The sequence below is a fragment of the Gordonia sp. (in: high G+C Gram-positive bacteria) genome, from assembly GCF_047606305.1.
Lineage (GTDB): Bacteria > Actinomycetota > Actinomycetes > Mycobacteriales > Mycobacteriaceae > Gordonia.
Genome location: NZ_JASGER010000060.1, coordinates 1 through 8,949 on the forward strand (window position 1 = coordinate 1; position 8,949 = coordinate 8,949).

8 protein-coding genes and 1 pseudogene are annotated in these 8,949 nt (G+C 71.5%); all 9 read right to left on the bottom strand.

The window, feature by feature from the left end; all coding sequences use genetic code 11:
• Nucleotides 1-781: pseudogene (locus QM634_RS09190) on the bottom strand (hypothetical protein); the annotation flags it as partial.
• A gap of 50 nt (nucleotides 782-831) precedes the next feature.
• A complete protein-coding gene (locus QM634_RS09195) occupies nucleotides 832-1,647 on the bottom strand; it encodes a DivIVA domain-containing protein (RefSeq protein WP_415042478.1) in 816 nt (271 codons plus the stop codon).
• 259 nt (nucleotides 1,648-1,906) lie between these two features.
• On the bottom strand, nucleotides 1,907-2,170 hold the full coding sequence (locus tag QM634_RS09200; RefSeq protein ID WP_415042485.1) for a YggT family protein: 264 nt from the start codon (nucleotides 2,168-2,170) through the stop codon (nucleotides 1,907-1,909).
• A gap of 83 nt (nucleotides 2,171-2,253) precedes the next feature.
• Entirely contained in the window at nucleotides 2,254-3,009 is a 756-nt protein-coding gene (locus QM634_RS09205) for a cell division protein SepF (RefSeq protein ID WP_415042479.1), read from the bottom strand.
• A 159-nt stretch (nucleotides 3,010-3,168) separates the two neighbouring features.
• The gene (pgeF, locus tag QM634_RS09210) at nucleotides 3,169-3,900 is read right to left on the bottom strand and encodes a peptidoglycan editing factor PgeF (protein WP_415042480.1); all 732 of its coding nucleotides are present in this window, start codon (nucleotides 3,898-3,900) and stop codon (nucleotides 3,169-3,171) included.
• The gene (ftsZ, locus tag QM634_RS09215) at nucleotides 3,900-5,057 is read right to left on the bottom strand and encodes a cell division protein FtsZ (RefSeq protein ID WP_415042481.1); all 1,158 of its coding nucleotides are present in this window, start codon (nucleotides 5,055-5,057) and stop codon (nucleotides 3,900-3,902) included. The genes pgeF and ftsZ overlap by 1 nt, the downstream gene beginning before the upstream one ends.
• A gap of 222 nt (nucleotides 5,058-5,279) precedes the next feature.
• Nucleotides 5,280-5,972: a cell division protein FtsQ/DivIB gene (locus QM634_RS09220; protein ID WP_415042482.1), complete on the bottom strand. Its 693-nt coding sequence runs from the start codon at nucleotides 5,970-5,972 to the stop codon at nucleotides 5,280-5,282.
• A complete protein-coding gene (locus QM634_RS09225) occupies nucleotides 5,969-7,627 on the bottom strand; it encodes a UDP-N-acetylmuramate--L-alanine ligase (protein ID WP_415042483.1) in 1,659 nt (552 codons plus the stop codon). The genes QM634_RS09220 and QM634_RS09225 overlap by 4 nt, the downstream gene beginning before the upstream one ends.
• 43 nt (nucleotides 7,628-7,670) lie before the next feature.
• A complete protein-coding gene (murG, locus tag QM634_RS09230; protein ID WP_415042484.1) occupies nucleotides 7,671-8,798 on the bottom strand; it encodes an undecaprenyldiphospho-muramoylpentapeptide beta-N-acetylglucosaminyltransferase in 1,128 nt (375 codons plus the stop codon).
• Nucleotides 8,799-8,949: the final 151 nt, after the last annotated feature.

An 8,949-nucleotide genomic window follows, 5' to 3' on the forward strand; every position in this document is an offset into this window, starting at 1 on the left:
CCGGCTCCCCCGCGGCGGGCTCGGCGGGCGGGGCCGGGGTGCGCTGCGGCTCGGGGGCGCCGTATGGGGCGGCCGTCGCGTCGGCGTATCCCTGCGGGCCCGGATCGGCGTAATCCGGCACCGGGCGGGTCGGATCGGGGGCGTAGATCGGGGTCGGTCCGGTGAAATCCGGTTCCGCATCGCGGAATCCGGGCGTCGCACCGAATCCCGGCGCGTCGGCCGGCTGTCCCGCCGACCAGCCGGCACCGGTGCCCGTCGGATACGACTGCTGGTCGACACCGCCGTACGGTGCGGGATCGGGGTATGCGGGATCGGGGGCCGGCGCCGGATAGCCGGGGTCGGCGTAGTCCGTGGCGCGGTAGGCGGGTTCGCCGTACGAGTCGCCGTAACCGGCGGGCTCGCCGTATGGATCGCCGTAGCCCGCGGGCTCCTGTTCGCCGTAGGCGGCGGCGGTGCCGTGGGGCTGCCAGCCGGTCGGTTCCGGCGCCGAGATCGGCGGGAGGGAGCCGGTGCCGCCGACGCGCGAGAGCGCACCGGTGCCGGCGACCGCGGCGAAGGCGCCGGTCTCCCGGCGCTCCTTGCGCTGCGCGACGAAGGCGTCGACGTCCTCACCGAGGAAGGCGCCGGTGGTCGGCGCGTCCGCCACCGGGTTGGCCTTGCTCGCCCGCCGGATGTCGAGGAGCAACAGCACCAAGCCGACGGCCGAAGCGACGACGCACGCAATCGCGAGCGCCACCTGGCCGGTGAACAAACCGGCTAGGAGGAGTCCGAAAGCCGCCACTGCGGCGATAATCGCGGCAACCAACATGGGTCACACCACCTGACTGTTGTTTAGCCCGGGCCGGGGCCCGGATAACCGCCCGAATCGGCGATGGCCTCGCGACCACCGTCGACCGGGGCGGCACTGCCCCGCTGCGCCAGCTCCTCGAGCTGGGCCTCGAGATAGGTCTTGAGGCGGGTGCGGTACTCCCGCTCGTAGGTCTTGAGCTGCTCGATCCGGCCTTCCAGCACACCGCGCTGCTGGCTGATCGTCGCCATGATCTCACTGTGCTTGCGCTCGGCGTCGGCCTGCAGCGCCTCCGCGCTCTGCGACGCCTGGCGGAGCTGGGCCTCGGCGCGGGTCTGCGCGTCGGCGAGGATCGCCTCGGCACGCTGCCGGGCGTCGACGAGGATCCCGTCGGCCTTGACCTGCGCCTCGCCGACGATCGCGTCGGCACGGTTGCGCGCATCGGCGAGCGTCGCCTCGGACTCGCTGCGGGCGGTCGCGGCCACCCGGTCGGCGGTGTCCTGGGCCAGCGCCAGCACGCGGGCCGCACGGTTGTTGGCCTCTTCCTCGGCGCGGGCCGACACCTCGGGGGCCGGCGGCGGCTGCGGGACGTAGGCCGCCTGGGGCGGGGGTGCCATCTGGGCCGGGGGCATCTGCTGCTGCGGCTGCTGCGGCGCGGGGCCGGCGGCACGGACGTGTGCGAGCTCGGCCTCGAGCTCGTCGACGCGGGCGGTGAGGTCGTTGTTCTCGTTGATGAGACGGGCGAGTTCGGCCTCGACGAAGTCCAGGAACTGATCGACCTCGTCCTCGTTGTAGCCGCGCTTGCCGATGGGCGGTTTGCTGAACGCGACGTTGTGCACATCAGCCGGTGTCAGCCGCATGGCCTCTTCCCCTTACCTTGCGTATCGCAGGCGAATCTCGCCTTCGACGTCTCCCGTGGCCGCCATCGGGTGAATCCTGCTCAGTCGCACAGTTCACATGCAGACAGTTCTGCCACTAGCGCACCATCCTGTCACAACCATCCCGCCAGTCGCATCTGCCCGAGACGGTCTCGCAACACAACGGTCGCCAAACGATGACCTTGTGCCGTTACCCAGAATAGTCCCCGCGACTCCCCCACCTGCGGCTTGGCCCGTGGCGTCAGCCCGCGGCCGCGGCGACGAGCCGCTGGGCGATGATGACCGCGATCATGACGATCATCAGCGACAGATCGAGCCGAACCGCGCCGATGTTCAGCGGCGGGATGATCCGCCGCAGCAGCTTGATGGGCGGGTCGGTCGCGGTGAAAATCGCCTCGACGATGACGACGACGACACCCTTGGGGCGCCAATCGCGCGCGAAGGACCGGACCAGTTCGAGAACCAGGCGGGCCAGCAGCAGCATCCAGTAGACGCCGAGCAGCATTCCGACGATGGAGAGGAAAACGGTCACATCACCACTTTGCCGCAAAACCGGTCGGGCGGCACAATCGGGTGTCGCCCGCGCGATCAGGAGTGGCTGTAGAAGCCGGTCTCGGCGATCCGTCGACGATCCTCGGGCGAGACGTCGATATCGGCCGGTGCGAGCAGGAAGACCTTGGTCGCCACCTTGTCGAAGGAACCGCGCAGCGCGAACGCGAGCCCCGCGGCGAAGTCCACCAGGCGCTTGGCGTCGGCGTTGCTCATGTCCACCAGGTCCATGATCACGGGGTTGCCGTTGCGGAAGCGCTCACCGATGGTGCGGGCCTCGCTGTAGCTCGACGGGCGCAGTGTGGTGATCTTCTGACCGTCGCCGAAGACCGGACCGGCCTCGTCCTGGCCGACCGGCGCCGTGGCGCCGACCGCGCGCAGGGTGGCACTGGCCGAGCGGTGCAGCGGCTCGAACCGGGCGCCGCCCCGGGTCTCGGTCCGCGACGACCCGGTGTAGACGTATCCGCCGCCGGAGACCGCGGCGTAGTCGCGCTCGTCCTCGGCGAACCGGCTCGACGAGCGCACGCGCTCGCGGCGCGGCTCCATCTCGCGCGCGCCGAACGGCTCGGCGCCGTAGGGCTCCGGGCCGTAGGACTCGCCGCCGTAGGACTCCGGGCCGTACGCGTCGCCGTAGCCGCCGTCGCGGTACGAGCCCTCGCCGTAGTAACCGTCGTAGCCGTCGGCACCGCGCACGCGGCGCAGCGCGCCGGTCGCCTCGTCCTCGAGGTAGTCGTCCTCGTAGTCACTCGGCGGCACCATGCCGAAGTAAGCCTTGAACTTCTGCATCGTGGTCATGTCGGCCCCTCTACTGTTGGTCGGCGTTTCGGATGATCACCGGGCAGCCTGTGGCTGCTGATTCCACTGTGACCAATGTGATTGCCATCGCTGCTTACCGTAGCCCGCGGCCGATGCTGAGGCCGGGCGCGACACGCGCGAAATCCCGTCGGACGCAAACTAGCCGTCCTCTCGCCAGATCACCGAGGCCAGACGGCCGGTCGGCGCGGTGCGCCGATGGCTGAACAGCTTCTCGTCGGCGATCGTGCAGCGCGGGTCGACGGCGATGGCGGTGACGCCGCGGGATCGGAGCTGCGCGGCGATCCCCGCGCGCAGGTCGAGACCGTCGCTGCCGGCCTCCGTGCGGCACCGGCTGCCCGGCAGGTGCTCCTCCACGTCGGCGGCCATCTCGGCGGGCACCTCGTAGAAGTTGCCCGACGCGGCGGGGCCCAGGAGTGCACCGATGCGCTCGACGCGCGCACCGGCCCGGACCATCACGCGCAGCGCCTCGGGGACGATCCCGTTGCGCGCACCGACGCGGCCGGCGTGCACGGCGGCCACGACGCCGGCCTCGTCGTCGCTGAGCAGGAGCGGCACGCAGTCGGCGGTGAGCACGGCCAGTGCGAGGCCGGCGGTGGCGGTGACGATTCCATCGGTGTCCGGGAGCGGGCCGTCGACGGGCCCGTCGACGAGCGCGACGTTCGAGCTGTGCGTCTGGCTCATCCACACCACGCGCTCGGCCGGCAGACCGATCCGTTCGGCGAGCCGGGCACGGTTGGCGGCGACCGCAGCCGGGTCGTCGCCGACGTGGTCGCCGAGGTTGAAGGAGTCGTACGGCGCCTTCGACACGCCGCCCTCGCGGGTGGTCACCACCCGGCGGACGGCCCGCCCTGCCGGTTTGCCGGCGGCCATCACTTCATGAAGTCGGGGATGTCGACGTCGTCATCGTCGAGCTGGACGCGGTTGGGGCGCATCTCGTCGGTCCGCTGCACCGCGGGGTCGTCCTTGAGACCACCGCTGCCGAAAATCGACTCGCCCTCGGTCGGCGAGTTGACCTTGCCGGCCTTCCCGGCGGCGACGCCGGTGTGGCCGACCGACGGCGCATCGGTGCGCTTGCGCGGCGCCCCGCCGTCGAATCCCGCGGCGATGACGGTCACCCGGACCTCGTCGCCGAGGTTGTCGTCGATCACCGTGCCGAAAATGATGTTCGCGTCCTCGTGAGCCGCTTCCTGCACCTGGGTGGCGGCGTTGTGGATCTCGAAGAGGCCCAGGTCCGAGCCGCCCGCGATCGAGATCAGCACGCCGCGCGCGCCCTCCATCGAGGCTTCCAGCAGCGGTGAGTTGATCGCCAGCTCGGCGGCCTTCTTCGCCCGGTCCTCGCCGCGCGCCGAGCCGATGCCCATCAGCGCGGAGCCGGCGTCGCTCATCACACCCTTGACGTCGGCGAAGTCGACGTTGATCAGGCCGGGAGTGGTGATGAGGTCGGTGATCCCCTGCACGCCGTTGAGCAGCACCTCGTCGGCGCTGCGGAAGGCGTCCATCAGGCTCACGTTGGCGTCGCCGAGCTGCAGGAGGCGGTCGTTGGGGATGACGATCAGCGTGTCGCAGGACTCGCGCAGGGCGGTGATGCCCGCATCGGCCTGGCCGCTGCGGCGCTTGCCCTCGAAGGCGAACGGCCGGGTGACCACGCCGACCGTCAATGCGCCGAGCTTGCGCGCGATCGAGGCCACCACCGGGGCGCCTCCGGTGCCGGTGCCGCCGCCTTCGCCGGCGGTGACGAACACCATGTCGGCACCCTTGAGGAGTTCCTCGATGTCGTCGCGGTTGTCCTCGGTCGCCCGGCGGCCCACCTCGGGGTCGGCGCCGGCGCCCAGCCCGCGCGTCGAATCGCGGCCGACGTCGAGCTTGACGTCCGCATCGCTCATCAGGAGCGCCTGGGCGTCGGTGTTGATGGCGATGAACTCGACGCCCTTGAGGCCCTGCTCGATCATCCGGTTGACGGCGTTGACGCCGCCACCGCCGATGCCGACGACCTTGATCACGGCCAGGTAGTTGTGCGGTGGCGCCATCTGGGCTGCCCTCCTCCGGAGAAAGTCCTGCACAAAACCCTAAACCTCAACCATAGATTTAGAGTTATGTCAAGTAGTACACGGTCAATCGGCAACGCTAGGCACTACCGGCAGGTCGGGCCAGCTTCGGCGCGGCGTGTCGCCAAAGTTCTCAGTAATGAACTCCCGTCACACGGCTCCTGCCTGATCAGGGGGTTGTTCGCACCGTCTGGCCTGCGACGACTAGCGGTAGGACGGCAGGTCGGGGCTCGACACGTTGTAGAGGGTTCCCCTACGGGTGCTGATGGCCCGCCAGGCCAGTGCCTTGTCCTCGGTGCGCGTCGCGTCCCCCCACACCACGGTCGTGCCGTTCTTCAGCGACAGCGTGATGTCGACCGGCGAATCCGCCTCGACGGTCGCGACCGACGCGCGCAGGTCCGGCGGCAGCTCGGTGACGACGCGCAGACCGGCGCGCGTCGCCGGGTCTCCCGGACCGGCGTTGGGCGTGGACAACAGCGGCAGCCCGCGGACGTCGGGCGGCAGCTTCACGCCCCGGTCGTAGTGCCGGAACGGGACGCCCAGCCGGTCGAGCACATGAGTGGCCTTCTCCGTCTCCACCCGTGCGACCGGTGTGCGCTCGACGACGATCACCTCGACCGTCGACGGGTACTGGCGGCGCACGCGCGCCGTCTCCACCGCGCTGATCGACGCGACGCGCCTGGCCGCATCGGCGGTGTTGACCTGCAGCAGCGGCCTCCCCTGCGGGACGTGGGCCTTCGCGCGCACCTCGTCGACGGTGAGTCCGGACCTCGGGGTCACACCTGCGACCGACACCGCGCGAACCGACATCAGCGGGGTGAAGTACGCGACCGCCACGAGGCCCGCCACGGCCGCGACGACGGCGATGGAGACGAGCCAGCGCCTCCCCCGACTCACTGTTCCCGCTCCCCCAACGCGGCCAGGATCTCCGGGCCCTGCATGGTGATGTCGCCGGCCCCGAGGGTCAGTACGACATCACCCGGGGCGGCCAACTCGACCACCGTGGGAACGAGGTCGGACAGATCCGGCACGAATCGCGCCGGACGTGCGACGCGTTCGGCGATCAGCCGCCCGCTGACGCCGGGCATCGGATCCTCGCGCGCGCCGAAGACCTCCATGACGATCACCTCGTCGGCCAGGTCCAGCGCCGAGGCGAACTCGCGGGCGAACTCCTGGGTGCGCGAGTACAGGTGCGGCTGGAACACCGCGATCACGCGGCCGTTCTCGGCCGCCACCCGCGCGGCGGACAACACGGCGCGCACCTCGGTCGGGTGGTGGGCGTAGTCGTCGTAGACCCGCACCCCGCCGGCCTTCCCGCGGTACTCGAATCGTCGGCGGACGCCGGAGAACTCGGCGATCCCCTCGGCCAGCGCGCTCATCGTGTCGGCGCTCTCCGATCGGTCCGCCCCGGCCGTCTCGACCGCCTTGTCGTCGGTCTTGTCCGCCGGTTTCGGCGCCTTCTTCGCGGGAGTCTTCTTCCCGGGGGACGTCGTGGTCGCGGCCTTCTTCGCGGCGGCCTTCTTCGGCTCCGCGGGCGCGTCGGCGGCCGCCGACGTCTCCCCGGCCGGCACGCGGTCGAGGACGGCGCTGCTGGCCAGCAGCGCCGCGAGCGCGTTGAGCGCCATGTGCACGCCCGGCATCGGGGTGGTCAGGGTGATCTCGGTGGTCTCGGGCACGAGCGGCGGGTGCACGCGCACACGGCTGCTCCCCCCTTCCGGGGTGACCGTGAACTCGAGCAGCTCGGCGACGAAGTGCTCGGGCCGCTTCCCGGCCCCGGTGTGGTGGCCGTAGCCCAGTACGGTCACGTCGTTCTTCGCAAGGGTCTTGCCGGTGCGCTCCAGCAGCGCGCGGACCCCCGGGTCGTCCAGACAGGCGACGACGGCGCCGCCCTTCTGGACGCCGGCGAGGAACTTGTCGAAGACCTCGACATAAGCGGCCTCGGTCCCGAAGAAGTCCAGGTGGTCGGCCTCGATGTTGGTCACGACGACGACCGTGGCGGGGTATTCGAGGAGCGAGCCGTCGCTCTCATCGGCCTCTGCGACGAACACCGAGCCGCTGCCGTGGTGCGCGTTGGTCCCGGACTCGTTCAGCTCCCCGCCGATGGCGAACGACGGGTCGGCACCCGCGTGCTGCAGCGCCGCGACGGCCATCGAGGTCGTCGAGGTCTTGCCGTGCGTGCCGGCGACCAGCAGGGTCTGGTAGCCCGACATCAGCGTCGCCAGCACGGCCGGGCGCAGGATCACGTCGATCCCCCGCTTCTTGGCCTCGACCAGCTCCGGGTTCGTCTTCGGGATCGCGGCGTGGGTGGTGACCACGACAGTGGGGCCCCCGGGCAGCGCGTCCAGTGCGGCCGGGTCGTGGCCGATCGTCACGGTCGCGCCGCGGGTGCGCAGCGCGATGACCCCGCGGCTCTCCTTGGCATCCGATCCGGACACCTGGCCGCCGCGGGCCAGCAGGATTCGCGCCAATCCCGACATCCCTGCACCGCCGATGCCCACCATGTGGACGCGCTGCAGGTGTTCGGGCAGTGGGGTTGCTTCGCTGTCCGCCATCGGTCTGTCGTCGTTCCTCTCGTCGCGCACGCGGGTGGCGCTACTACAAGTCTGCCTTGTGGTGGGCGGCGGCCAATTCGAGGGCTGCCGTGGCGACCCGGTTGGCGGCGTCGCGGTGACCGCCGACCGCCGCACACGAGGCCATCGTGGCGAGCCGCTCGGGATCGCCGAGCAGCGCCGGCACCTCCCGCGCGACCCACTCCGGCGTCATCTCGTCGTCGGTGACCAGCAGTCCGCCACCCGCGTCGACGACCGGTCGGGCGTTGAGGGCCTGTTCGCCGTTGCCGTGCGGGAGCGGGACGTAGACGGCGGGCAGCCCGGTCGCCGAGACCTCGGCGACGGTCATCGCGCCGGAGCGACAGATCACCAGGTCGGCCGCCGCGTAGGCCAGGTCCATGCGCTTGAGGTAGCCCACCCCGACGTACGGGGGCGCCCCCTCGGGGTGTTCGGGGGCGATGGTGTTCTTGGGGCCGTAGGCGTGCAGCACGCCGATCCCGGCCCGGCCCAGGGCCCCGGAGGCCCCCACCACGGCGTCGTTGAGTCGGACCGCGCCCTGCGAACCGCCGAAGACCAGCAGTGTCGGAGCCGTTTCGTCGAGGCCGAAGTAGTGCCGTGCCTTGGCGCGCAGCGCGCCGCGATCGAGGGCGGCCAGGCTGCCGCGAACCGGGATGCCCACGACCTCGGCACCGGGCAGACCGCAGTCGTCGACCGCCGCCATCACCCGGTCGGCCCAGCGGGCGCCGACCTTGTTGGCGATGCCGGCGCTGGCGTTGGCCTCGTGGATCACGAGCGGGATCCGCGAGCGGGGACGCATTCGTCCGCGGGCGGCGAAATAGGCCGGCAGGGCGACATAACCGCCGAAGCCGACGACGACGTCCGCATCGACGTCGGCGAGGACCTTGCGGGTGGCAGCGACCGCGCTGGTCAACCGTGCCGGCGTGCGCGCTAGGTCAGCGCCGACCGTGCGCGGCAGCGGGGCCGGCGGGATGAGCCGCAGGTCGTAGCCGCGCTCGGGAACGATCGAGGTCTCCAGGCCCTTCTCGGTGCCCAGCGCAGTGATGCGCGCGCTGGGGTGCAGGGCCCGCACGGCGTCGGCGACGGCCAGCGCGGGCTCGATGTGACCGGCGGTGCCGCCGCCGGCGACCACGACGGACAGCGGGCGGTCGGTCATCGTCGCCCTCCCCCGGACGCGCGGCGCTCGGGTCGCGGGCGGGTGCGGCGCGGTGCGTCCCGGTCGATCCGCGGGATGGCGCCCGTCTCGCGCGGCGACCGGGTCGCCCGGCCGCCCGATGCGATGGGGCGCGCGGCCCGCGGCGACTCCC

Excerpts from the sequence above, each read along its gene's own strand:
- QM634_RS09195 (WP_415042478.1), bottom strand. The coding sequence starts at position 1,647 with ATGCGGCTGACACCGGCTGATGTGCACAACGTCGCGTTCAGCAAACCG.
- QM634_RS09200 (WP_415042485.1), bottom strand. The coding sequence starts at position 2,170 with ATGCTGCTCGGCGTCTACTGGATGCTGCTGCTGGCCCGCCTGGTTCTC.
- QM634_RS09205 (WP_415042479.1), bottom strand. The coding sequence starts at position 3,009 with ATGACCACGATGCAGAAGTTCAAGGCTTACTTCGGCATGGTGCCGCCG.
- pgeF (WP_415042480.1), bottom strand. The coding sequence starts at position 3,900 with ATGGCCGCCGGCAAACCGGCAGGGCGGGCCGTCCGCCGGGTGGTGACC.
- ftsZ (WP_415042481.1), bottom strand. The coding sequence starts at position 5,057 with ATGGCGCCACCGCACAACTACCTGGCCGTGATCAAGGTCGTCGGCATC.
- QM634_RS09225 (WP_415042483.1), bottom strand. The coding sequence starts at position 7,627 with ATGGCGGACAGCGAAGCAACCCCACTGCCCGAACACCTGCAGCGCGTC.
- murG (WP_415042484.1), bottom strand. The coding sequence starts at position 8,798 with ATGACCGACCGCCCGCTGTCCGTCGTGGTCGCCGGCGGCGGCACCGCC.